This window comes from Acinetobacter sp. YH12112 (assembly GCF_013418945.1).
Classification (GTDB): domain Bacteria; phylum Pseudomonadota; class Gammaproteobacteria; order Pseudomonadales; family Moraxellaceae; genus Acinetobacter; species Acinetobacter indicus.
In genome coordinates this window covers 23,271-46,342 of sequence record NZ_VPBA01000016.1, presented here as the reverse complement: position 1 = coordinate 46,342, position 23,072 = coordinate 23,271, and the positions used below count along the sequence as shown (strand labels likewise).

Sequence of the window (23,072 nt, the reverse complement as noted above, 5' to 3'; positions counted from 1 at the left end):
GATTGATCCCCTATTCAGTCCTAAGAACTTCTAAATTTCCTCTTTTTTATAATTATTTATTCTCTCGTTCTAATCTTTTAAAGCTTCAAACTAACCGTTAAGCCCTCTTGTAGATACAACCCATCTTAAAAGAACGCCATCCCGAATTAAATCAGTAAGATCGATTTGATTAACATCTTCACAAGATTGCAGTTCAGCAAAATTTTTAAGCAGACGACTTGACTGTAGAACGGATGCAATTCCGCCCACTATGTTTTGCTTCATAAAGTTTATTATCTGCAATTTTTAGTACTGCAGGGCTTTGTTGCATAAAGATTTTAAAGATAGAGCTTTCCTAAGTTGTTTAAATTTAAGTGACAACTTGGGTATGAGCTCGGCCTAATTCCATAAATTTATTTAATACTGCCACACGTGCATGAATCTCATTCACCTGGCTTTGAAAACTCCGTGCACTGAGTTTATCTCCCAATAATTTGATGCAATGCATCTTGGTTTCTACCAAGCTTCGGCGATGATACCCAGACCACTTTTTCCAAATTGCTCTTCCTAGGCATTTAACCGTTTTCAACAATTCATTTCTTTCTAAAGATCTCAGCTTTTTGTCTTTCCAGGGCTTCGCATTTTTTCTTGGCGGAATCACCGCATGTGCCTGTCGATCTGAAATGACTTTTCTGCAGTGTTTCGTGTCATAAGCACCATCTGTATAGACAGAATCAATCTGCTCATCAAGTGGAATTTGATCAAGTAAATCTTCGAGTACTTGTGAATCACTGACATTGTTTGTCGTGAGCTGAACGGCCCGTATTTGCAGCGTTTCAGCATCTATACCAATGTGAAGTTTACGCCATTGGCGACGATATTCAGGCTGATGTTTCTTACGTTTCCATTCACCTTCACCTAAAAACTTCAAGCCAGTAGAGTCGACGAGTAGGTGGAGACCATCACGACTTTTCTGATAGCTTATCGCAATATCAATATGCTTTTGTCTTCTACAAATAGTCGAATACGAATATCACTGATATTCGGGGCTGCTCAGCCGCAAAGTTTAATGAGGCTCTGAACAAAGCCAGTGACCATGCGTAAAGTGAGTCTAAATAGAGATTTGATCATCAAACAGCATTGAATCGCTATGTCGGAGTAGGTTTGACTTCGACCTTGTTTGCCTTGAGGTTCTGCATACCATTGTGTTTTTGGATCGAACCAAATGGCAATATTCCCACGATTAATGAGAGCTCGGTTATATGCGGGCCAATTGGTTGTGCGGTAGATTTTGTGTGTAGGCTTCTTCATTTGGAAATTATATTGCCGAAGGAGTCCTTAAGAACAGCTTTGTGCAACAAAGCCATGGAAAAATGAAAATGTATAGCTGCAATCAAAATCGTGGGCAGAAATTTAGTTTTATTGCCTTATAAAAAAGAATCACTAATTCCCTCAGCCTAGCCTGCTCTTTTGAAGATGAGGGAATTAGCGAATGATAATTTAAAAAATTATAAAAATTTTACTTTAAATACGATTAATTAAGGATGCTGACTAAACAAATCAAAAATCACTTTTCTTAACCACTGATGACTGGTTTGGTGATGACAAGACGTATGCCAATATTGTCGTACAGGATAAGTTGGAAAATTCAAAGGCGCACTCACTACTTGTAAATTCCCGCGTGCCAATAACACCTCACTTAAATAATAAGGCACTGTCGCAATCATATCGGTTTCTTGCACAATTAAACCGACCCCTAAATAACTTGGGATACTCATTAGAATATTACGTCTTAAACCACGATTGCTTAATTCATTTTCAATATGGTAGTGACCTATACTGGTATCTACATCGACATGCGATTCACGAATATAAGCTTCAACATCTAAACTTTTTTCACAAATACGTGGATGATCTTTACGACTAATCACCACATAATATTGTAAAAATAATTGCTGCTGATAAAAACCCTGCTCTAACTCAGGTAAAAAACCAATCGCAAAATCAATTTCACCATTTGCCATTTGATAACTGGTTTCACGGGTAATAGGACGAATTTTAATCCGCACTGAAGGTGCATATTTTTTTAAAAACTTGGTCAGTTTTGGCAATAAAACCAAATGCGAAACATCGGTCATTGCCAAGGTAAATAATTGATCGGAATGTGTCGGATCAAAATCGACTTTAAAATTATTGACCGTTTCAATTTTATTAATAATTTCACTAATCGGTGAAAAAATCTGTTTCGCCAACTCTGTAGGCAACATTTCATTGCCAACCCTTAAAAATAATGGGTCATTAAAATGCTGACGAATTTTATTTAAACAGTTACTAACCGCAGGCTGACTCATGCCCAATGCATCTGCTGCTGCAGACACATTTTTTAATTTATATACATAGTAAAAAATCTGTAGCAGTTTGCTATCTAACTTAAACATATCCATCTTTCCTTAGAATCAGTTTCACTGCTCAGTTTTCATCCTTATTTAACGCCAAGCTTTTAATTTAGAGCTATGCCCAATGCCCACATTAAAACAATTGGTCGGATCCAATTTTTGATAATGCTGCTTTAAGGCAGGCTTCGCCACATATAAATGCCCAACATTATGCTCTGCAGGATACTCTGCCCCACGTGCATCAAGCAATGACCACATTTGATGTTCCATCGCCAACGGGTCTACGCCTTTTTTAATAATATAGTCCTGATGAAAGACATGACATAAAAAATGACCATAATACAACTTATGTATAATCGCCTGCTCCAACTCTTCGGGCAAGGTTTCAACCCATTGCTGATCATTACGTCTTAACGCAATATCTAAAGCAACAATGTCTTCCACTTCATTTCGATGTGTATCACGATAACGAATTGCAGCACCTGCCACTGCAAAGCGATGCAGAAAAGCCTTGCGGCCTTCATCTTCATTACATAGAAAAAAACCGCCGGAATTGCGCGTGATAAAATAATCCATTAAAAACTGCTGTACTGCCGCAACATCTTGCTGCTCAATGCGCAAAATTAAATGATGTTCATACAAATCACGAAATTGGTTCATGCGTTCTGGTAAATGATTTGGCAGTAGTTTCGTGAACATTTGCAAAACTTTATCCGACAATCCACGCATGCCCCAACGGGTTAGAAAACCATCAACTTTATCTTTCATGGCAAAAGCTGCAGGTACTTTACTGGTGCCAAACTTCTCGATAAACAAGAAGCTGTCTTTGCCATATTCTGCACCAATGTCATAGGCATCTCGATGAATATACTCGCCAGCAATCGGTACACGCGGCAAATCACGTAATAAAAAACGGCGAATCGCGGTTAAATCATCCTGCTGATTGCTGCCGATATAAAACACCTGACTCGGAATTTTCTCAAATGTATCCAAACGCACTGCAAACACACAGACTTTACCTGCCGAACCCGAAGCTTCAAACAAACGGCTCGGGTCGGCATTAAACCGTGCAGGCGTATCGGCATCGACTTGGGCAACATCATGCACGTAACGCTGATCTGAAGCACAACAATGTTCCGAATATTCAATATCTTCAGGGCGATATTGTTGTTGCTCAAGTTTGGTTAAAATTTCTTCTGGCGAGTTCCCTAAATTCACCCCCAAATGATTGATGAGTTGCAACTCGCCCAGTGCATCGACTTGTGCATATAAGGCCAACTCAGTATAGGCAGGGCCACGTCTGACCAACGCACCACCTGAATTATTACATACCCCGCCCAACACTGAAGCGCCAATACAAGATGAACCAATGACTGAGTGTGGCTCACGCTGATGTGGCGCCAATTGTTGTTCCAAAGCATCTAGCGTTGCACCAGGCAAGCAAATCACTTGCTTGGCATCGTTGATGAGCTGAATACCTTTTAAACGTTGGGTGTTGATCAAAATTACAGGACGATCATAGTCATCACCAAAAGGGGTAGAACCACCCGTGAGTCCAGTATTAGCAGCTTGCATAATAATAATGCAATCAGCCGCCACCGCCACTTGTAACACTTGCCACTGCTGCAATAAAGAACCTGGCGTAACCACCGCAAAAACTTGTCCTTCGCCAAAACGTCGCCCTTGACGATATAAACGAGTATCTGATTCATGGGTCAATACATGCGCTTTTCCCACAATATCGACCAAGTTTTTGAGGGTTGCTGCAGCATCAAATTGTGTTGCAGAAGAAATTGTCTGTGGCATAGTGTACAAGTCCTGAAACAAGGTGAAAAATACAATTAAGCGATTCAGCCAAATGCATCGGTTGATGGATTGATCGCTCCTGTTGGCAATTTAGCCTTTCAGTTCACGCTCAAGTTGTACCAAGCAATCTGAGTTAATCGCTTGAATGTTTTTAGCACCCGTTAAGGTCATTGCGACTCGCATTTCTTTATCAATCAATTCGAGTAAATTACTCACACCCGCCCCACCTGCTGCACCTAGTGCATAAATAAAGGCACGTCCGAGCATACAAGTATCCGCACCCATCGCCAACATGCGCACCACATCTAGGCCATTACGAATACCTGAATCCACTAGAATTTTTAGATCTCCTTTTACTGCATCAGCTATTGGCGGTAAAGCACGTGCAGTCGAGAGCACACCATCCAACTGACGACCACCGTGGTTAGACACCACAATTCCATCAGCCCCAAAACGAACAGCATCCTTAGCATCTTCAGGGTCTAAAATGCCTTTAATCACCATCGGGCCATCCCAAAATTCACGAATCCACTCTAGGTCTTTCCATGAAATGGATGGATCAAAGTTATTGCCCAACCAACCAATATAATCTTCCAGTCCAGTCGGCTTGCCCAAGTATTTGGAGATATTGCCCAAATCATGTGGGCGGCCGAGTAAACCCACATCCCACGCCCAGTTTGGATGCATCACTGCTTGCATATAACGGCGCATGGCCGCATTTGGCCCACTCATGCCCGAATGTGCATCACGATAACGTGCACCAGGCACAGGCATATCTACTGTAAAAACCAATGTTGAACAGCCAGCTGCTTTGGCACGTTCCAAAGCATTGCGCATAAAGCCACGGTCACGTAACACATAGAGCTGAAACCACATTGGGCGAGAAATGGCAGGTACCACTTCTTCAATTGGACACACCGACACTGTAGATAATGTAAACGGAATACCCTTTTTGTCTGCTGCTACCGCAGCCTGTACTTCACCACGGCGCGCATACATGCCTGTTAAACCGACTGGCGCCAAAGCCACAGGCATCGACAAAGTTTCATTAAATAACGTGGTTTCTAAACTTAAAGCCGACATGTCATTTAATACACGTTGGCGCAAGGCAATTTGTGAAAGGTCTTCTACATTTCTTTTTAGCGTTTGTTCCGCATACGCACCTCCATCTATATAGTGAAATAAAAATGGCGGTAAACGGCGTTTAGCTGCTTCGCGGTAATCATTCGCAGAAGAAATAATCATGGCGCTATCCTGTTTAATCGACTCGCACGCTGACGACGCGCATCTTCCTCGTCTATCATGCGTACTTGTTGAACTACAAATTCAATATGTCCACACACTGCCGCACGGGCAGCTTCTGGATCCTGACGTTCAATTGCATCCATCACTTGAAAATGCTGATCATGCAACTGATCGAAACGGTGGGCTTCGGTATAAACTTTACGTCGACCCAAAACCACGTTGTATTGCAACAAATCAAATAAGCCGCGCATCATTTGAATAAGCACCAAATTGTGCGATGCCTCGGCAATTGCCAAATGAAACTTGGCATCGGCAATTGCCGCCTGATCATCATCACCCAAAATTTGAAAATGGGCGATTTGCTCATAACAAGCACGGATTTTTTTCAAATCCTCAGCGGTTGCCCGCTGTGCGGCATACCATGCCGTACCACCTTCAAGCACCATTCGTGCTTCCTGCACATCAAAACGATAAGCAGGATCTTCATCAATCAGGTTACTTAAAGGCTGCACAATTTGATATTGCGACCAATTGGTTGGCAGCTGTTGCAAAAAAGTACCCGCTCCAACTTTGCTGACCAGCATGCCCTGACTGGTCAATTGCTGAATAGCCTCACGCAAAGAGGAACGGGAAACCCCGAGTTGTTCACACAACTTTCTTTCGGCAGGCAATCGGTCTCCGACTTGCATCTGATTTTTTTCAACCAGTGTGCGCAGGTCTTGAACAACTTTGTCGGAAACTTTCATGCGGCTATCCTCTTGTGCATGTGGTTATGGAATCATCCATGGGAACACATAAGCTTGTAGAGTGATAATAATACCGATCATTACGGTGAACGTGATACTGTGTTTCACGGTAAAGCGGAATAAATCCGATTCTTTACCGACTAAACCGACTGCGGCACAGGCAATTGCAATCGATTGCGGCGAAATCATTTTTCCTGTAACACCACCACTGGTATTGGCGGCAACAAGTAATACTTCTGGCACACCAATTTGCTGTGCAGTTGTGGCTTGCAAGGCAGCAAATAAGGCATTGGCTGATGTGTCTGAACCAGTCAGGAATACCCCAATCCAGCCTAAAAATGGCGAGAAGAAAGTAAAGGCATTACCTGTATGAGCCAAAGCCAATGCCAAGGTGGCAGACATACCTGAATAATTGGCAATAAAAGCAAAAGCCAGCACCATACCAATGGAATAAATCGGTGTTTTTAATTCATTGATGGTTTCTGCAAAGGTTTTCACCGCTTCACGTGGTTTCATTTTTAAATAAATGATGGTGATGAAAGCCGCAATCATAATTGCAGTACCCGTGGCACTCAGCCAGTCAAACTTGAAGATGGCATCGTAGTCTTTGACGTCTGCCACCACAGGCGGCATTTTTTGTACCAGTTGATGTAAAAATGGCACCTTGATGGAAATGACCCAATCATGCATTGCACCATCTTTAGCAAATAAATCTTTGAACGGTTTGATGCTCCAAATGGTGACCATCACCGTTAAAATTGCAAAGGGTGACCATGCTTTCACAATCTGACCGATGCTGTATTTCTGCTGCTGTTCTGCAACCAAGTTGGCATCTACTTTTGTGTCTGCATCGCTAAAACGGAAAATGTGTTTTGGCTGCCAGAATTTAAACAGTACTGTTAAGCTCACCAACGATGCAATTGCAGCGGTAATATCTGGCAACTCTGGTCCAACAAAGTTAGAGGTCAAGTATTGTGCAATTGCAAAAGCACCACCACCCACCAATACCGCAGGCCAAGTTTCTTTCACACCGCGCCAGCCATCCATAATTGCCATGATCCAGAACAGCACAATAGGCACCATAAATGGCAACTGACGCCCAACCATCTGGCTAATTTCCATGGTTTCTACGCCTGAAACCTGACCCGCCACAATAATTGGAATCCCCATTGCGCCAAACGCAACCGGTGCGGTGTTCACAATCAGACATAAACCCGCAGCGTATAAAGGTTTAAAACCCAAACCTACCAACAAAGCTGCAGTAATTGCCACTGGCGCCCCAAAGCCCGCTGCACCTTCTAAAAATGTCCCAAACGCGAAGCCGACTAATAGCATCTGAAGACGCTGATCTTCTGTAATCGAAAGAATAGATGAGCGAATAATGTTAAATTGCCCTGTTTTTACAGAGATTTTATATAAAAATAATGCGCCAATAATAATCCATGCGATTGGCCACAAACCGTAGAAAAATCCATAGATCAATGAAGCAAAAGCCATTGGTGCAGGCATGCCATAGGCAAATAAAGACACTAATAACGCCAAAATCACCGTAATTGTTCCCGCAACACTTCCCTTTAAGCGAAATACAGCTAGTGCCAAAAAGAAAAAAATAATCGGGATTGATGCAATAAGACTCGAAATCCAAATATTTGCCATTGGATCATAGATCTGTTGCCAATGTTGAAGCATTGTCATCTCCTTGAAATGCTCACTCAAACGTAAACATAGGTCTAAGCGTAGAGGTAAAATTCTAATTTTGGTCTGACCAATATTGAAATGAAAATCAAAATACCCTCAATATTTGCAACAAATAATAGTTTTATACAAATAAATGTCAATATTGGTCTGATTATTTATTTAAATGGTCATACCAATTTAAATTAAGATGATCTATGTTTGCAGCATAAAAAATGCGGTGAAGAAAAATTTAAACTTTGTTTTTTCTGTAGTTTTTAAAAGGAGGGAAAAACCAAATTTATTTCGCACAGCTTTATACAACTTTAGTCCAATACAATGGAATCAGTGTGCTTTCTTCTAAGATGAATTGAACGCTTGATAAAATGAATCGTAGATAAATTCAGCTCAAGTGGCCGCTATTCGGTTTAGAAAACATGTTGGTTAAAGAATATTTTAGACAAAAAAATAACGCCATTGTTGACTGCAACAATGGCATTATCGTGTATTTATAACAGCAGATCATAAGCTTATCTGTGGGCTTAGCCTGTCACCCCACGTTTAGACGTTTTAAACGCGAAATATGCAAATCAATTTGCCCTGCAATTTCAGGTAAAATTTGCTTTAAGAACTGGCTATAGTTCATTGCATCTTCTGCTCTTAATACGCCTGCTTGTACCAATTGTTCCTGCTGTAGCAACATACTTTGTACACGGTTTAAATCAGGTTTTTGCCCTTGGCTTAACCCTGTACTAATTTGCTCAAAGCCTAAATACAACTGATCACGTTGCTGGATTAATTGCTGCATTTCAACTGCAGATACCGCAGCACGCTCTAACATAGCGTTTGTTTCAATTACATTTTCAGATTCATCTGAAAATAGACTTTGCGTTGTTTCTATCTCTGTGGAAGCTGCGTTCGGTTTCACCCATACTGTTTCCGAAACAGTCTTATTCGGCGGTTGAAACATATACACCACGGTAAACAACACCGCGACAGCCAAAACAAAAAAGCCAATACCGAGCCATCGAGTCCCTTTCATGTGCACGCTCCATAGGTAAACCATTCTAAAATGCGCTCATTTCAAATATCGTCTTGAGCGCTTTAGTATGTTTTGCCTGTTATGATCGGCTTAAAAATTACGGCGTCGACCAATCGCTTGGTGCATAACCCAAACGTACTCGCTGTGGGTGATTCCCTACTGGTACACTGCGGACTTTTTCTCCTGTAGCGAAGTCAATCACCGTGACCACATCGGTTTCACTTTCTGAAATCACACAGCTTTTTCCATCTGGACTACGGGTTGCCCAATATGGTTTACCTGCAGGAATCAGTTTGCCAGCTTTTAAACTCTGACGGTCTACAATGGTCGCGTAATCATCCATCGTACCTGCCACACAGAGTTTTTCGCCATCGGCACTAATGGATAAACCATGATGACGTGAATCATTTACCCATTTGCTGCGGTCTTTTGGAATTGTACTGCTGCCCGGTAATTGTCCAATACGGGTGACTTTATCGGTTTTTAAGTCATATTCCACCAAACCATTAAAAAATGAAACCTGTGCATAAAGTTTGCTTTCATCTTTACTTAACACCATAGGACGTACTGAATTGGATAAATCTTTACGTCCAAAGGCATCTAAAGCAGGTCGGAAATCAATTTTTTTCAGAACTTTATAATTGTTGGCATCGGCAATGGTAATAAAGCGCTTACCTTTGGTGAAGTCTTGCCACTGTGCATCCATTGAGGTTTCTACGTTACCAATCGCAGAGTTTAAGATTTTCGTTCCACCTGCAAAGTAAATATTTTCGTGCGGTTTATCCCCTGTTGCAAAACGCCCCAATTCTTTACCTGTATGAATATCTAAGACATGCACCACATTACCTGAAGATGCCGACACAGCAACACGCTGCCCATCTGGTGAAACCGCCATGTGGTCTGCACGGAAACCTTCGACTGGCGTACGCCAATTAATTTTGCCCGTTTTAATGTTGATGGATACCACATCGGCAAAACTTGGACGTGAAGCTACAATGGATTGTCCATCTGGGGTGGAATACATATCATCCACCAACTGGTCATTGCCCTCACCTGCAGTTTGTTGAATGTAGGTATAGGCAATTAGCTTGATTGGATTTAAATGAATTTCCAGCAGCCGCTGTTTGCGGTCCGGAATCATATTCACCACCCCAATCTTGCCAAAATCACCGGAAGGACGAATCACTGTGACCGTTCCATCCCAGTTATTGCCCACAAAGAAAACCTGTTTGGAATTGGCCGGTGCAGGCATTTCTGTAGAGGCTGCCTGAGCAACGCTAGCGCTGAGTGCCGTGACAGCACAAACGGCCGGCAGCAGATATTTACGCAGGGTATTTTTATAGTCCATGTTATTGTTTTCCTAACCATGTGTTCATTTTTAATTTGTTCTTGTCATACTCACGTATCAACACTGCATCAGCATAAAGACAACAGGCCCTAGAAATCTATCCGCTTGCTGTAAAATCCGACGGAAGCCCATTTGATCTTGCAGATCGAGCATCAATAAGCTCCGGTTTTTGCAATACATCTTATTAGTGAAAATCTGTAACGGTCCTGCTCCCTTTGCAAGTTGTGCAGAAAGGATTAAACTGCGGGCACCACTTGTTTTTATGCTCCGCTCTGTGACCCACGACCTGATCCAGCTCCGTAAACAGCTGCGCAAACAACGCCGCCAGTTAAACCGCTTTCAGCAGCGTCAGGCTGAACAGCAGGTATTGCAGCGGTTACGTGCATGGCCAGCGTATCGGCAGGCTCAGAAAATTGGCGTGTATTTGCACGCCTTTGGTGAAATTCATACCACTAAAATCATTGAACTCTGTTTTGCCCAAGGTAAACAGGTGTATTTACCAATGATCTGTAATATGAATGACCGGCTGGTCTGGGTGCGTATTCAGCAGGGTCAATATCGCCATAAACGCTTTGCTCACCATCGTTTGGGTATGCAGGAACCGATGGCCAGTCGTGGCCGGCATGTCTCCGAACTTGATCTGCTCTTGATGCCTTTACTGGCCTGTGACCGACGCGGAACCCGGATTGGAATGGGCGGCGGCTATTATGATAAAACGCTGGCCAGCGCCCCGACCACACCGCTGCGGGTCGGCCTGTGTCATGATTTCCAGATTGTGGATATTCCTTTGGCGCGTGAGGCCTGGGATCAGCCGCTAGATGCCCTGATCAGTCCACATTTCCAGTATTCTTTTCAGCGCAAGTTTGCGATTTATAATCATTAACAATAAATTAAAATCATCAACTTAGCTAAATTTCCAACAATTTATAGACTTCGGCCCTTGTAATTTTTAAATTACCCATCACTATAAAAAACATGGCAACACCGTTGTCACTCATTAGGAGTGCCCATGTCTGAAATTATTATGAATGAACAAACCTTAGAGCCTCAGGTTCCAAGTGTATTACCGCTTTTAGCGCTACGTGACGTGGTGGTTTATCCGCACATGCAAATTGCGCTATTTGTAGGTCGTGAAAAATCGATCAATGCAGTTGATGTGGCTCGTAACAGTGACAATCTAGTATTTGTAGTTGCGCAAAAAGATTCGCTTACAGAAGAAATTGATCACGACAATTTATATCAATACGGTACTGTCGCGAAGATTGTGCAAGTTGTGAATCACGAAAATGATGAGAACTGCATCAAAGTCCTGATTGAAGGTCTACATCGCTCGAAGCTGGTCGAAATTATCGAAGAAGAGGACCATCTAAAAGCAGAACATCAGTTAAGCCCAATGACGGTTGCGGTAGACAGTGAGGTTCAGGCCACACGTGTGCTCGAATTGCGTGCCCTGTTTGCACAATATGCCGAAGCAAAATTACGTAATGCGCGTGAACTGATTGCTGCGGTCAACAAAATTGATGACCTGCTGCAATTGCTGTTTTTTGTGGCGACCCGCGTTCCACTGAATATCGAAGTGAAACAGAAATTCCTGGAACACGACGAGTTTGAAGCACATTTACAGGAACTCATGACCTATTTGCTGCAACAGTCTGAAGAACAGCAGATTGAGCAAACCCTGCATGATTCTGTCAAACGCCAGATGGAAAAAAACCAGCGCGAATACTTCCTGAATGAAAAAATGAAAGTCATTCAGCGCGAACTTTCCGATATGAATGGCGGTGCGGAAGATGACGTTGCGGAAATTGAAAAACGTTTGGCCGAAGCTGATTTACCAGAACACGTGCGTAAAAAAGCCGAATCTGAACTGCGCAAGTTAAAAGCCATGCAACCGGCGTCGAGTGAAGCGGCGGTGGTCCGTAACTATCTTGAAGTAATTCTGGATACGCCGTGGAACAAGGCCAGCAAAGTCAGCATCAACCTGAATAAAGCGCAGGAAATTCTGGATGCCGATCACTATGGTCTGGACGAAGTCAAAGAGCGCATTGTGGAATATCTGGCAGTTCAATCACGCGTGAAAAAACTGCGTGGCCCGATTCTGTGTCTGGTGGGTCCTCCGGGTGTTGGTAAAACCTCTTTAGGTGAATCAATTGCCAAAGCCACTGGCCGTGAATTTGTGCGCATGGCGCTAGGCGGGGTCCGTGATGAAGCGGAAATCCGTGGTCACCGTCGTACCTATATTGGTGCAATGCCGGGTAAAATTGTGCAGTCTTTAACCAAAGTTGGCGTCAAGAACCCGCTGTTCCTGCTCGACGAAATTGACAAGATGGCGCAAGACTACCGTGGCGATCCTGCCTCGGCGATGCTGGAAGTACTCGATCCATCACAAAACAACAAGTTCAATGATCACTATTTAGATCTGGACCTGGACCTGTCTGAAGTGATGTTTATCTGTACCGCCAACAGCATGAATATTCCTGAAGCACTTCTGGATCGTATGGAAGTGATTCGTCTTCCGGGTTATACCGAAGAAGAAAAAGTGAATATCGCCGATCGTTACCTGGTGCCAAAAGCCATCAAGAATAACGGTTTACGTGGCAAAGAACTGACCGTACATGAAGAAGCGATTCGTGACATTGTACGTCGTTATACCCGTGAAGCCGGTGTGCGTAGCCTGGAACGTGAAGTCTCTAAAATTGCACGTAAAGTGGTCAAAGAAGCGGTCAGCAAAAAAGCCAAAAACCTGCAGGTTGAGGTCAACGCGGGCAACTTGCCAGACTACTTGGGTCCACACAAATTCGACTTCGGCATGGCGGAAGAAGAAGCAGAAGTGGGTCGCGTGAATGGCTTGGCCTGGACCTCTGTGGGCGGTGAATTACTGACCATTGAAGTGGCGACCATGAAAGGCAAAGGTACTTTCATTACCACCGGTTCACTCGGTGATGTCATGCAGGAGTCGATTAAAGCAGCCATGACAGTAGTGCGTACCCGTGCCGACTCTTTAGGCATTGAGTCTTCAGTCTTTGCTGAAACCGATGTACACGTGCATTTACCTGAAGGTGCAACACCAAAAGATGGTCCATCGGCAGGTCTGGCGCTGACTACCGCGCTGGTGTCGGCCTTTACCGGTATTCCAATCCGTCCGGATATTGCCATGACCGGTGAAACCAGCTTGCGTGGTCGTGCTATGCGCATTGGTGGCTTGAAAGAGAAACTGTTAGCCGCACACCGTGGTGGTATTAAACTGGTGTTTATTCCACAGGAAAACGTCCGTGACCTGGCGGAAATTCCGGATAACGTCAAAGACGGTCTGGAAATTAAAGCAGTGAAATCCATTGATGAGATTTTACCGCTGGCATTAACCTCAATGCCAAAACCACTGGTGAAAGCGCCGATTGTAAAACCGGTAGAAGAAGGTAAGGCTGCACGTCACTAAGTGGTGCCTTCATATCTTCTCCACAAAAGAGAGCTTCGGCTCTCTTTTGTTGTTTTCGGGTGATGAAATGTTCCACTTGAAAAATTTCCGTTCATCTCCATCTATAATAATACAGAGCATATTGCTGTAAGTTTCTTTCTTTATTCCTGCTCATCGTATGGCCATTCAAACTCCAGATGAATGGCCTGTTTGACCGCAGTCCTACTCTATTTCAGGGCTGCGTTTTTTATGGCCGCTTATGGCGTTGCCCCGAGCAGTTGATGAATCAGCCCATCAATCACCTGGCCCATTTTGGTGACATTTAAAGTATCCAGCGTATCCTTTTCGGTATGATAATTCGGATTACGATAATGTGAAGTATCGGTAATCAGCAGTGCTGGAATATCATGCTGCCAATAACTGCGATGATCCGAAAACCCGGCTGCACTGACAAACGCCGGCATCACCAGCCGTTCACACTGCAATTTATCTAACAGGCGCATCTGCTGACAGTATTGCTCACCCAGCGCATTGGACTGAAAATTACTGATCGCGGCAATATAATTGCCATGACTTGGATAAATCCATTTTAACCCCATCGGATACTGCTGGATTAAACGCGAATCATAGTAGCCAATCATTTCCAGCACATAGACTGCCTGAATATGCTCTTTTTCGGCCAGAATAGATTTGGCATGTACCTGACTGCCCATAAACTCGGTCTGATAATACGGTGCTTCTTGCAGGGTATAAAAAACAAACTCGACATTATGCGGCAGCTTGGTTTTTTCCTGGCTTAAAATACGCGCTATTTCAATTAATCCGGCCACACCGGAAGCATTGTCATCAGCGCCCTTCTGGTTGCCATGCACATCATAATGCGCACCTAAAATCACCCGATCTGAACGGCCCACCTTTAAATGACAGACCACATTGCGATAACTTTTTCCATTCACCGGATAAGTCTGGTACTGGCATGGAATACCGAATAAACGCATCTGCTCTTTAATCCAGGCCGAAACCCGGTTCAATTCTTCAATATTTTTATGATTACGGTACACGCCCGGCGGCCCGATAATCTGCTGCAAATAGACTTTCAAGTTTTGTGGATCGGCCGGTTCATATAATGAAATGGCGGCGGATAGCGGCTGCATCCAGCCCAGCAGCAAAGTACAACCCAATATCCCTAAACCGTTTTTAATCTGTTGAAATAACCACATTTATTATTGTTCCATACAAAAGCAGGTTTTATTGTCCTGTGGCTCATTAAAGCAACAGCAGCATACAGATTACAATTTCAAATTGTGTCTTTTCTCCTGCACAAACGGCTTTCAAGGTTATAATTACTTTTCATTTTCTTGCCTGTTTTATTATGAAAATCCGTATTCTGACCATTGGTCAAAAAATGCCGGCTTGGGTACTGACTGGTTTTGAAGATTATTTCAAACGTATACAGCCTTTTGTACAGACCCAGATTATTGAATTGCCGATGGCCAAACGTGGCAAAAATGATTCAGAAGCCGATATTTTAAAATACCGGCAGATTGAAGGTGATAGCATCTTAAATGCTCTGAAAGCCAATGAAACCCTGATTGCACTGGAAGTGGGTGGGCGTGAATTCAGCACCGAAAAACTGGCTGAAACCATGAAAGGCTGGATGCTGGAAGGCAATGATATTGCCCTGGCCATTGGCGGCCCGGATGGTCATTCGGAAGCAGTGCGTAAAGCTGCAGCATGGCACTGGTCTTTATCTAAACTGACCCTGCCACATCCACTGGTGCGAGTGATGCTGATTGAACAGCTGTACCGGGCCATGAGCATTAACCATAATCATCCTTATCATCGGGCGGGTTAAGAAAACCCTACCCATTGTTTCGTATTTAGAACATTCTGTTGAACCCGACCCGGTTTAATAAAGCATGTCGCTTTGACATGATAGGACCAGAATCGTGACATAGGCTTTCATTATGAATTTACAGACCCTTCCCGGCTTATTTATATCGCATGGTTCGCCTATGCTCGCGCTCAATCCCGAACAGGTCGGGCCGGCACTTGCCCGTTTAAGCACCAATCTGCCGAAACCGCAGGCGATTGTGGTGATGTCTGCGCATTGGGAAAGTCGCAGTCTTGAAGTCAACACCGGTATTCGTCCAGAAACCTGGCATGATTTCCGCGGCTTCCCGGAAGAGCTGTACCAGATTCGCTATCCGGCGCCAGGACAACCTGAGCTGGCCGAAGAGGTATTACAGCTGCTGGCCAATGCCGGTTTTAATGCGCATGCCAACAGCACCCGCCCGCGCGATCATGGGGTATGGATGCCTTTGCTGCATATGTATCCTGAAGCCGATATTCCGGTAATTGAAGTGTCGTTGCCGATGCATCTGCAAGCTGCAGATCTGTACAAGATTGGCCAGACCTTGGCGGTGTTACGTGAACGCCAAATTCTGCTGATTGGTTCAGGTAGTATTACCCACAATTTAAGAGAGCTATCTTGGGACAACCAGCACAGCGCGGTGCCGGAATGGGCTTCGACCTTCCGTAATTATGTGGTCAGCAAACTGGCACATCAGGACTATGATGCGGTACTGGACTGGCCGACCATTCCGTATGTCAATCGCAACCATCCCACTATCGAACATCTGGCACCCCTGTTTTTTAGCATGGGCACCGGTCATCGTTTTAGTATTGTGCATAGCAGTTTTACCATGGGTGCACTGGGTATGGATATTTACCGTTTTGACTAAAATCTAGCGCGACCAAACATAACTTTTTATTATTTATTAACAAAAAATTATTTATGGATACATTTTGCAACCGGAAAGGGGCAAATGTATCCATTTTTTTAAATAGCAAATCGGTTATATTCTGATAAATTTCCGATAAGTGCTTTATTTATAAAATGAAACTCAAATATTTAGCTATTTTACTTTTCCCTTTAAGCTTGGCCGCTTGCCAGAGTAGTGATCTGCAACGTGCGGGAGATATTGCAGTGTCTGTATTACAACAACAAAATGCCGATAAGATTGTCAGCGCTTACCAATGGTCTTTAGATACCGGCACAGCCAAACCCTTGACCCTGAATTTTAATGACAATGGCCGTTTAAGTATTGGCACCAGCTGTAACCAGATGGGCGGTAACTGGCAGATTAACAACAACCAGTTGCAGGTCGGTATGTTAATCAGTACCGAAATGGCCTGTGAAGCCAGCGCCATGCAGCAGGAACGTTTTGCTGCTGCCCTGTTCCAAAAACCTGTCAGCGTGCAGCTGGACATGAAAGATACACAGCAACCGAGCTTGATCTTGACCGCTGCAGATGGCCAGCAACATACTTTTCAGGGAAAAATGACGCCGGAAACCAAATACCAGTCGGCCGGTGAAACCATCTTCCTGGAAATTTCCCCGGAAACCAAAGCCTGTACCGGCGTTGCTCCACAAACCTGCTTGCAGGTACGCGAAGTCAAATACAATGAACAGGGTCTGAAAACCCAAGTTGATCAGGACTGGACTTTATTCTATGACCAAATTGAAGGCTTTCAGCACAATCCGAATGAACGCCAGATTATTCGGGTCAAGCGTTATGAACTGAAAAACCCGGCGGCTGATCAATCCAAATATGCCTATGTACACGATATGACGGTTGAAACTGGCCGGATCAATTAACAGCAGATCTTTAAAAAATAACCCATAAAAAAACCGAGGTCAGTGCCTCGGTTTTTTCAGCTTATACGCAGTTAAAACTTAGTATACGCCTTGAGCCAGCATTGCATCAGCAACTTTTACGAAGCCTGCAATGTTCGCGCCGTCTACGTAGTTAACAGTACCATCTTCCTGAGTACCGTATTTCACGCAGTTGCGGTGAATTTCTTTCATGATTGCGTGTAAACGCTCATCTACTTCTTCAAACGTCCAGCCCAAACGTAATGCGTTTTGAGACATTTCCAGACCAGAAGTCGCTACACCACCAGCATTTGATGCTTTACCTGGTGCATACAGAATTTTCGCCTCAACGAATTTCTCAACTGCGTCTAAAGTAGACGGCATGTTGGCACCTTCAGCCACACAGATTGCACCGTTAGCCAGTAATACCTCAGCATCTTCACCGTTTAACTCGTTTTGAGTTGCACATGGCAGCGCGATGTCACACTTGATACCCCAAGGACGTTTGCCTTCCAAGTATTCAAAACCGTGTTTAGACGCAAATTCAGAGATACGGCCACGTTTGATGTTTTTCAGATCCATCACTTCTTTCAGCAATTCGTCTGTGAAACCATCTTTTACATACACAGTACCGTTAGAGTCAGACAGTGAAACCACTTTCGCGCCCAGGAACATGGCTTTTTCAGCAGCGTATTGCGCGACGTTACCTGAACCAGAGATTGCTACGACTTTGTCTTTGAAGCTGTCGCCACGAGTTTTCAGCATTTCCTCAGCGAAATAAACTGTACCGTAACCTGTTGCTTCTGGACGTGCCAAAGAACCACCAAATGTTAAGCCTTTGCCCGTGAACACACATGAAGTGTCATTGCTCAGCTTTTTCATCATACCGGCCATATAGCCAACTTCACGGCCACCTACACCAATATCACCCGCCGGGATATCTGTGTCTGAACCTAAATGACGATAAAGCTCGATCATTAACGCCTGGCAGAAACGCATGATTTCGCCTTCAGATTTACCTTTAGGGTCAAAGTCTGAACCGCCTTTACCGCCGCCCATTGGCAAAGTAGTTAAGGCATTTTTGAAAGTCTGTTCAAAACCTAAGAATTTCAGGATAGACAAGTTCACTGACGGGTGAAAACGCATACCACCTTTGTATGGACCAATTGCCGAGTTGTATTGAACACGGAACGCACGGTTCACATGAGTTTGACCCTGATCATCTACCCAGGAAACGCGGAACTGGATCGCACGTTCTGGCTCGACTAAACGCTCTAACAGACCATGTGCAGCGTATTGAGGATTCTTTTCAATGAATGGCCACAGGCTGGTCATCACCTCTTCTACTGCTTGTAGAAATTCTGGTTGATAGGCATCACGTGTTTTAACGTAATCTAGGAAATCGTTAAGGCTGTTATATTTCAACGCTTAATCCTCAGCAGAATGTTGGATCAAAATTGGGCAAAATTTCAATCAATGATTTATTTTGGCGCAAAATATTAAATATCTTTTGTTAACAATCTACAATAGTTTTTTTCAAAAAACTTTATTTAATCCATATTTTCAATAAATTAGATTGATCAAAATTGAAAAATTATTCCATTTTTTGTAAGCAAATATGTATTTAAAATTGACCATTTTGCCCAAAAATAAAGCAGATTATGGTCCAACTTTGTACACAAGCTTAATGCTTGAAAACATGCTAGAATCTGCGGCTCAGGTTTATTGTTCGCTTTCTCTGCGCCCTTCGCAGCCGTGGTTTTTACATGAATTCGCAAATTGCTCTCATCCAGAATATTGATGCCCTGCTTCCTCAAACCCAATGCGGTTTATGTGGACATCGGGATGGATGTTTACCCTATGCAAAGTCGATTGCCGAAGGTGAAGCCGCCAATAAATGTGTACCGGGCGGTCAACCGGTTGCCGATGCGCTGGCCAAACTGCTGGGCAGAGAACGCTTAACCGCCGAAGCCAGTGTCTGGCCCATTCAGTCCGATGGCCGTCCGCAGCGTATGAAAGCGGTGATTCGTGAAGATGAATGTATTGGCTGTACCAAATGTATTAATGCCTGCCCGGTCGATGCCATTTTAGGTTCCGGCAAACTGATGCACAGCATTCTGACCGACCTGTGTACCGGCTGTGAACTGTGTATTCCACCCTGCCCGGTGGACTGTATTGATCTGGTCGAAGATGTCAAACCCGTACCCACAGACGCGGAGCGGATGAGCGAGCAGAATGATTTACGCCAGCGTTATTATGCGCACATTCAGCGTGAAGAACTGCGCCGCCTGCACCGCAAAGGGCCGGTAGTGCGTGCTGAAATTGATACCGCGCTGTTTGCCCAGTTCTCGCAGCAGACCGATGTCGTACCGGAAATCCAGATGGTTGAAAAAGCCGATCATCCGGCTGTCACCCACGATGCCAAAACCACCATTGAGCTGGCCAAGCTCAGAACCCAGATCAAAAAATTAGAAAAACAGCTGAGTGTGCGTGAAGATGCCAACAAGCGCGCGCAACTGGTGCAGCTTCAGCAACAATTACAGCACTTACAGGGAGAGGCCTAATTCATGAGCAGCGCAGTCAAACCGGTAAAAAACTTGACCCGAAAGCAAGTCTATACCTTTTTTGAGCGCTTGCGTGAACAGCGGCCGCATCCAACCACCGAACTGAATTTCTCCTCACCGTTTGAATTGCTGGTGGCAGTGACCTTATCGGCGCAGGCCACCGATGTTAGCGTGAACAAAGCCACAGACAAATTATTTCCAGTAGCGAATACTCCGGAAGCGATTTATGCACTGGGGGTTGAGGGGCTAAAGGACTATATCAAGACCATTGGCCTGTATAACTCCAAAGCGGAAAATGTGATTAAGGCCTGTAAAATCCTGATTGAAAAGCACAACAGCCAGGTACCGGAAAATCGGGCCGATCTGGAAGCTTTGCCAGGTGTGGGGCGTAAAACAGCCAATGTGGTGCTGAACACAGCGTTTGGTCAACCGACCATGGCAGTCGACACGCATATTTTCCGTGTCGGCAACCGGACCGGTTTAGCCGTGGGTAAAAATGTGCTGGAAGTGGAGCACCGTCTGGTGAAAGTGATTCCCAAAGAATTTATCGTTGATGCACATCACTGGCTAATTCTGCATGGCCGCTATTGCTGTATTGCCCGCAAGCCTAAATGCTATGAATGTGTAGTGGCCGATGTCTGTAACTGGCCAGACCGGTTTGAGTTTGGAGCTGCGCGCCAGATTGCAGTCAAAAATATTGAAGCTGAATCCTGAATTCAGCTTTTTTTATACTTGAAGATGACCTGCGCTGCATATTCGAGGTAGATCATTCAATAATGCTGACCTAAGCCGGGCGACTAAAAGCCGCTTAGTCTTGTGCGTCTTTATCTTGCGCTTTTTTCTGCTGCTCTAATTGCGCCTGCAATTTAGGATGCAATTGACGCTGCTGTGGCTGGTTGGCATTTGCAGCACGTTCTTCCTGACGCACTTTTAGCAGCATTTTATAGCTGATATAAAACAGACCCACCAACATGGCCAGGAACAGCACCATTAAAATTAACATACCAATTTTCACCGAGGCAGTTTCCTTATACGCACGCAAATAAAAAAGGAGCCCTACTATGACCGAGGACTCCCTTAAAGTCAAAACAATCAGCGGGTGATTATTTTGCCTGATCTAAAATTGCGAACAGATCCGCTTGTACATCTTCAATTGGACGTAGACCGTTAAGTTTGTCATACGTCGGTGCATTTTCACCTGTCGCTGCGCGGCCTTGGTAGAAACCAACCAGTTGCTCAGTTTCAGTGTGGTAAGACGCTAAACGCTTACGAATGGTTTCTTCCTGGTCATCTGGACGTTGTACCAGATCTTCACCCGTTTCATCATCTTTACCTTCCACTTTTGGCGGATTGTAAACGATGTGATAAACACGACCAGAAGCCGGGTGCTGACGGCGACCAGACAGACGCTGTACGATTTCTTCGTCCGGTACATCAATTTCAATCACGTGATCAATGTTGATGCCTTCTTTTTCCAGCGCTTCCGCTTGTGGAATGGTACGCGGGAAACCATCAAAAATGCAGCCATTGGCACAATCAGGTTGAGCAATACGCTCTTTCACTAAACCGATGATCAATTCATCTGAAACCAGACCACCGCTTTCCATTACGTTTTTAGCCTGTAGACCTAATTCAGTACCTTCACGAATCGCAGCACGGAGCATATCACCGGTTGAAATTTGTGGGATATTGTAGCGCTTACAGATCAACTGAGCTTGTGTACCTTTACCTGCTCCAGGTGGTCCGAGTAAGATAATGCGCATAAAAAAACATCCTCATTTTTAACAATGTACATGACACTTTGTTCATGACGAACTCAGGTTCGACATGCTGTCCAGCATCCAATTATAAGAAAGCGACAAACAAATGTATTAAACCAGCAATAAAACCGGTTACCCCTCCCAATACAATCAAGATCCATTCATCTTCCTGAAAGGCAGGACGCAATAAATTTTGAAACTCTCTTGGTGTAAGTTCAAGAATACGTTCTCTAAACATTTGATAGATTTTCTGTGCACGGCTCGCATTAAAGGCTGGGTCGCATACAGGCACCATCGTAATTTCAATTGAGCGATCGATCAAGTCTGTCTTGAGTTTTGCGTATTCTTTTGGCCCTAAAGACAATTGTAAAGAGGTTCTGACCAGTGGGGTTTCCATAATTTCATTAATATGGCGTTTGACAATCCGACGGGTCTTGTCTTTTTTACTGCCATACATCATTTCGGTCATAATGGATTTTAAAGTAATTAAATCTTCGGTGACCACACTGGCAAATACATCAGACACCTCTTCCTGGCGCTTCATAAAGGCACCCTGAACATTATAGGTGCCAATGCGCGGAATAACAGGTTTAATCCACGGAAATTTGCGACTCTGTGTTCGCGTAAAAAATTGTGGATACTTCACATAATGTGGTTCAATCGGGTTGAATACCATCCAGATCGCAATCCAGTTGGTTAAAAAGCCCCAGATGGCGGCCCAGAATGGTACCGTCCAGTGCCATGGCACAATAAACCAGACAATCATCTGGAATATACCAAAGAACATCCCGATTAACGCACTGATATGCCAGATAAAGTTAATTTCTTTCTGGCCCACTTTCAGGAACATGCGCACCATTAAACGGCGGTCACCTTCCATCTGGCGTACCACCATTTCGCGCATATCGACCAGTGACTCGACATTCAAAGTCAGTTCAGTGACCAGTTCACGCAGCACCGCAGGCAGCTGTTTATGTGCCTGGGCATAAATGCGGCGCTTAATTGAATAGGGCAGGTTTTCCCACAGCACAGCATTGCGGTCGATCATCACCTCATCAATTAAATGCTCCAGCTCAAAACCGACCTGCTCGCCAATAATCCGTGCCATATCTTCCGGGTCCATGGCATCCAGAAATTCGCGCAATGAGCCCAGTTTAGACAAGGTATTGTCGGTAATAATGCCTGAAATACGCCCGGCTTTTCTCGGCACAATCCCCTGCCAGCCCACCGGCAATGGCCCCAAATGAAAGCCCCAGAAATTAATGGGATAGAACACCATTTTCAGTGCCATCCACACGTGGGCCCAGGTCACAAAAGCGGTGACAGGGATAATGCTGAGCACAGCCCAAAAATCCGGGCGATTCAAAAAGGTTTGCCACAACTGATTGATGTACTCAAGCATGCATATTTTCCATATTTATTTCTAATTACCGGATTCT

General features: G+C 44.2%; 19 protein-coding genes and 1 pseudogene. 7 read left to right on the top strand and 13 right to left on the bottom strand.

Translation table 11 applies throughout. The features are described 5' to 3' along the window. Window positions 1-349: 349 nt before the first annotated feature. From FTU50_RS07805 to FTU50_RS07770, 8 genes and pseudogenes are all read right to left on the bottom strand, one after another. Window positions 350-1,290, bottom strand: a pseudogene (locus tag FTU50_RS07805) (IS5 family transposase). Window positions 1,291-1,517: 227 nt separating this feature from the next. After that, window positions 1,518-2,417 (bottom strand): LysR family transcriptional regulator, encoded by a 900-nt coding sequence (locus FTU50_RS07800; RefSeq protein ID WP_004970549.1) that lies wholly within the window; start codon window positions 2,415-2,417, stop codon window positions 1,518-1,520. A gap of 48 nt (window positions 2,418-2,465) precedes the next feature. After that, window positions 2,466-4,181 carry a D-lactate dehydrogenase gene (gene dld, locus FTU50_RS07795; RefSeq protein WP_179996991.1) on the bottom strand — a complete coding sequence of 572 codons (1,716 nt, stop codon included), beginning with the start codon at window positions 4,179-4,181 and terminating at the stop codon, window positions 2,466-2,468. Window positions 4,182-4,271: 90 nt separating this feature from the next. Further along, window positions 4,272-5,426, bottom strand: coding sequence for an FMN-dependent L-lactate dehydrogenase LldD (gene lldD / locus FTU50_RS07790; protein WP_016659249.1), 1,155 nt, complete (start codon window positions 5,424-5,426; stop codon window positions 4,272-4,274). After that, on the bottom strand, window positions 5,423-6,172 hold the full coding sequence (gene lldR / locus FTU50_RS07785; RefSeq protein ID WP_005179260.1) for a transcriptional regulator LldR: 750 nt from the start codon (window positions 6,170-6,172) through the stop codon (window positions 5,423-5,425). The genes lldD and lldR overlap by 4 nt, the downstream gene beginning before the upstream one ends. Before the next feature lie 24 nt (window positions 6,173-6,196). Continuing rightward, window positions 6,197-7,867 carry an L-lactate permease gene (lldP, locus tag FTU50_RS07780; RefSeq protein ID WP_171499828.1) on the bottom strand — a complete coding sequence of 557 codons (1,671 nt, stop codon included), beginning with the start codon at window positions 7,865-7,867 and terminating at the stop codon, window positions 6,197-6,199. 529 nt (window positions 7,868-8,396) lie between these two features. Beyond that, window positions 8,397-8,888, bottom strand: a complete 492-nt coding sequence (locus tag FTU50_RS07775; protein ID WP_228278776.1) for a hypothetical protein — start codon at window positions 8,886-8,888, stop codon at window positions 8,397-8,399. A gap of 97 nt (window positions 8,889-8,985) precedes the next feature. Continuing rightward, window positions 8,986-10,236, bottom strand: coding sequence for a YncE family protein (locus FTU50_RS07770; protein WP_180046523.1), 1,251 nt, complete (start codon window positions 10,234-10,236; stop codon window positions 8,986-8,988). Window positions 10,237-10,510: 274 nt separating this feature from the next. Between FTU50_RS07770 and FTU50_RS07765 the strand changes: the two genes are divergently transcribed. Both FTU50_RS07765 and lon read left to right on the top strand, forming a co-directional pair. Then, a complete protein-coding gene (locus FTU50_RS07765; protein ID WP_168397566.1) occupies window positions 10,511-11,119 on the top strand; it encodes a 5-formyltetrahydrofolate cyclo-ligase in 609 nt (202 codons plus the stop codon). A 126-nt stretch (window positions 11,120-11,245) separates the two neighbouring features. Beyond that, entirely contained in the window at window positions 11,246-13,672 is a 2,427-nt protein-coding gene (gene lon, locus FTU50_RS07760; protein ID WP_016659256.1) for an endopeptidase La, read from the top strand. 236 nt (window positions 13,673-13,908) lie between these two features. Here the strand turns inward: lon and FTU50_RS07755 are convergent, their stop codons facing one another. Beyond that, window positions 13,909-14,871 (bottom strand): M28 family peptidase, encoded by a 963-nt coding sequence (locus tag FTU50_RS07755; protein ID WP_005179272.1) that lies wholly within the window; start codon window positions 14,869-14,871, stop codon window positions 13,909-13,911. 152 nt (window positions 14,872-15,023) lie between these two features. Between FTU50_RS07755 and rlmH the strand changes: the two genes are divergently transcribed. From rlmH to FTU50_RS07740, 3 genes are all read left to right on the top strand, one after another. Further along, window positions 15,024-15,506, top strand: a complete 483-nt coding sequence (gene rlmH / locus FTU50_RS07750; RefSeq protein WP_005179274.1) for a 23S rRNA (pseudouridine(1915)-N(3))-methyltransferase RlmH — start codon at window positions 15,024-15,026, stop codon at window positions 15,504-15,506. Between the two features lie 112 nt (window positions 15,507-15,618). Then, window positions 15,619-16,395 (top strand): dioxygenase, encoded by a 777-nt coding sequence (locus tag FTU50_RS07745; protein WP_168395342.1) that lies wholly within the window; start codon window positions 15,619-15,621, stop codon window positions 16,393-16,395. Window positions 16,396-16,550: 155 nt separating this feature from the next. Further along, the gene (locus FTU50_RS07740; protein ID WP_087662516.1) at window positions 16,551-17,312 is read left to right on the top strand and encodes an META and DUF4377 domain-containing protein; all 762 of its coding nucleotides are present in this window, start codon (window positions 16,551-16,553) and stop codon (window positions 17,310-17,312) included. Between the two features lie 78 nt (window positions 17,313-17,390). On the opposite strand, the gene gdhA is transcribed toward FTU50_RS07740, so the two are convergent. Further along, complete coding sequence (gdhA, locus tag FTU50_RS07735) at window positions 17,391-18,734, bottom strand: NADP-specific glutamate dehydrogenase (RefSeq protein WP_016659259.1); 1,344 nt, start codon at window positions 18,732-18,734, stop codon at window positions 17,391-17,393. A 341-nt stretch (window positions 18,735-19,075) separates the two neighbouring features. Here gdhA and FTU50_RS07730 point away from each other — a divergent pair, with 341 nt between their 5' ends. Next, window positions 19,076-19,873, top strand: coding sequence for an RnfABCDGE type electron transport complex subunit B (locus FTU50_RS07730; RefSeq protein ID WP_168406697.1), 798 nt, complete (start codon window positions 19,076-19,078; stop codon window positions 19,871-19,873). Window positions 19,874-19,876: 3 nt separating this feature from the next. Next, the gene (gene nth / locus FTU50_RS07725; RefSeq protein WP_180046527.1) at window positions 19,877-20,587 is read left to right on the top strand and encodes an endonuclease III; all 711 of its coding nucleotides are present in this window, start codon (window positions 19,877-19,879) and stop codon (window positions 20,585-20,587) included. 94 nt (window positions 20,588-20,681) lie between these two features. Here nth and FTU50_RS07720 read toward each other — a convergent pair whose 3' ends face one another. The 3 genes from FTU50_RS07720 to FTU50_RS07710 all read right to left on the bottom strand — a co-directional run bounded on the left by FTU50_RS07720 (window position 20,682) and on the right by FTU50_RS07710 (window position 23,035). Next, window positions 20,682-20,888 (bottom strand): hypothetical protein, encoded by a 207-nt coding sequence (locus FTU50_RS07720; protein WP_005179286.1) that lies wholly within the window; start codon window positions 20,886-20,888, stop codon window positions 20,682-20,684. A gap of 88 nt (window positions 20,889-20,976) precedes the next feature. Further along, entirely contained in the window at window positions 20,977-21,636 is a 660-nt protein-coding gene (gene adk / locus FTU50_RS07715) for an adenylate kinase (RefSeq protein WP_005179287.1), read from the bottom strand. An 82-nt stretch (window positions 21,637-21,718) separates the two neighbouring features. Further along, window positions 21,719-23,035 (bottom strand): hypothetical protein, encoded by a 1,317-nt coding sequence (locus FTU50_RS07710; RefSeq protein ID WP_005179289.1) that lies wholly within the window; start codon window positions 23,033-23,035, stop codon window positions 21,719-21,721. Between the last annotated feature and the right edge of the window lie 37 nt (window positions 23,036-23,072).

Bases quoted from the DNA above. Each gene is read 5' to 3' on its own strand.
- lldD (WP_016659249.1), bottom strand. From the start codon at position 5,426: ATGATTATTTCTTCTGCGAATGATTACCGCGAAGCAGCTAAACGCCGT.
- lon (WP_016659256.1), top strand. From the start codon at position 11,246: ATGTCTGAAATTATTATGAATGAACAAACCTTAGAGCCTCAGGTTCCA.
- FTU50_RS07710 (WP_005179289.1), bottom strand. From the start codon at position 23,035: ATGCTTGAGTACATCAATCAGTTGTGGCAAACCTTTTTGAATCGCCCG.
- FTU50_RS07755 (WP_005179272.1), bottom strand. From the start codon at position 14,871: ATGTGGTTATTTCAACAGATTAAAAACGGTTTAGGGATATTGGGTTGT.
- FTU50_RS07730 (WP_168406697.1), top strand. From the start codon at position 19,076: ATGAATTCGCAAATTGCTCTCATCCAGAATATTGATGCCCTGCTTCCT.
- rlmH (WP_005179274.1), top strand. From the start codon at position 15,024: ATGAAAATCCGTATTCTGACCATTGGTCAAAAAATGCCGGCTTGGGTA.
- nth (WP_180046527.1), top strand. From the start codon at position 19,877: ATGAGCAGCGCAGTCAAACCGGTAAAAAACTTGACCCGAAAGCAAGTC.
- lldP (WP_171499828.1), bottom strand. From the start codon at position 7,867: ATGACAATGCTTCAACATTGGCAACAGATCTATGATCCAATGGCAAAT.
- dld (WP_179996991.1), bottom strand. From the start codon at position 4,181: ATGCCACAGACAATTTCTTCTGCAACACAATTTGATGCTGCAGCAACC.
- FTU50_RS07770 (WP_180046523.1), bottom strand. From the start codon at position 10,236: ATGGACTATAAAAATACCCTGCGTAAATATCTGCTGCCGGCCGTTTGT.
- FTU50_RS07745 (WP_168395342.1), top strand. From the start codon at position 15,619: ATGAATTTACAGACCCTTCCCGGCTTATTTATATCGCATGGTTCGCCT.
- FTU50_RS07800 (WP_004970549.1), bottom strand. From the start codon at position 2,417: ATGTTTAAGTTAGATAGCAAACTGCTACAGATTTTTTACTATGTATAT.
- adk (WP_005179287.1), bottom strand. From the start codon at position 21,636: ATGCGCATTATCTTACTCGGACCACCTGGAGCAGGTAAAGGTACACAA.
- FTU50_RS07775 (WP_228278776.1), bottom strand. From the start codon at position 8,888: ATGAAAGGGACTCGATGGCTCGGTATTGGCTTTTTTGTTTTGGCTGTC.
- lldR (WP_005179260.1), bottom strand. From the start codon at position 6,172: ATGAAAGTTTCCGACAAAGTTGTTCAAGACCTGCGCACACTGGTTGAA.
- FTU50_RS07740 (WP_087662516.1), top strand. From the start codon at position 16,551: ATGAAACTCAAATATTTAGCTATTTTACTTTTCCCTTTAAGCTTGGCC.